Annotated in this window: 1 protein-coding gene; it reads left to right on the top strand. The window is 68.4% G+C overall.

The genetic code is table 11. The features are described 5' to 3' along the window. The coding region (locus Aut01nite_RS43060; protein ID WP_204037966.1) for a DDE-type integrase/transposase/recombinase at positions 1-1,017 on the top strand (1,017 nt) is incomplete at its 5' end. Between the last annotated feature and the right edge of the window lie 33 nt (positions 1,018-1,050).

The following is a 1,050-nucleotide window of genomic DNA, read 5'->3' as shown; positions in this document are numbered from 1 at the left end:
GTTCGGGCTCGGCAAGCGCTGATGGATGCCTTCGCGGAGCTGACGGGTGCGGGAACCACGACCCGGACCGCGGCGGCGATGACCGGTATCTGCCGGTCCAGCGCCGACCGGGACCGGCGCCGGCCGAGCCCCTCGACGCGGCCCCGGAGCGTGCCGGCGAACGCACTCACCGCCGCCGAACGCGAGGAGATCCTGCGGCTGCTGGACAGCCCGCAGTTCGTCGACGCTGCTCCGGCGCAGGTCTACGCCGCCCTGCTCGACCAGGGCGTCTACGTCGGCTCGATCGCCACGATGTACCGGATCCTGCGCGAGCACCGGCAGGTCCGCGAGCGTCGCCGGCTGGCCCGGCATCCGGCCCGCGCCCGTCCGGAACTGGTCGCCACAGGTCCGCGGCAGGTGTTCAGCTGGGACATCACGAAACTCGCCGGGCCGGTCAAGGGCTCCTACTTCAACGCATACGTGATGATCGACATCTACTCCCGGTACATCGTCGGCGTCCGCGTGCACGCCCGCGAAGCGGGGCCGCTGGCCGCGTCGATGATGCGGGAGATCTTCGACGTCCACGGCGTCCCGCACGTGGTCCACGCCGACCGAGGCACGTCGATGACCTCGAAATCGGTCGCTGACCTGCTCGAAGACCTGACCGTGACCCGGTCGCACTCACGGCCGAAAGTGTCCAACGACAATCCGTACAGCGAAGCGTGGTTCAAGACGTTGAAGTACGCGCCAGTCTTCCCGGACCGGTTCGCCTCCCTCGCCACGGCCCGGACGTTCATGGCCGAGTTCGTGACCTGGTACAACAACTGCCACCGGCATTCCGGGATCGGCCTGCACACCCCCGCCGAGGTCCATCACGACCGCCACCACAGGGTCCGAGCCGGCCGCGAAGACACTCTCGCCGCAGCCCGCGTAGCCCACCCGGAACGCTTCGGCACGGACCGGCTCTTGCCCAAGATCCTCGATCTGCCCGGACAGGTCTGGATCAACAAACCCGAGCCGGAAACTCAGGCCGCATAACTCCCGCTGGCCTCAATTCCTTGACACGTTCCG

Origin of the sequence: Actinoplanes utahensis (assembly GCF_016862455.1) — a bacterium.
GTDB lineage: Bacteria > Actinomycetota > Actinomycetes > Mycobacteriales > Micromonosporaceae > Actinoplanes > Actinoplanes utahensis.
The sequence above is the reverse complement of the archived record's forward strand: the minus strand, read 5'-3'. Positions and strand labels throughout refer to the sequence as shown.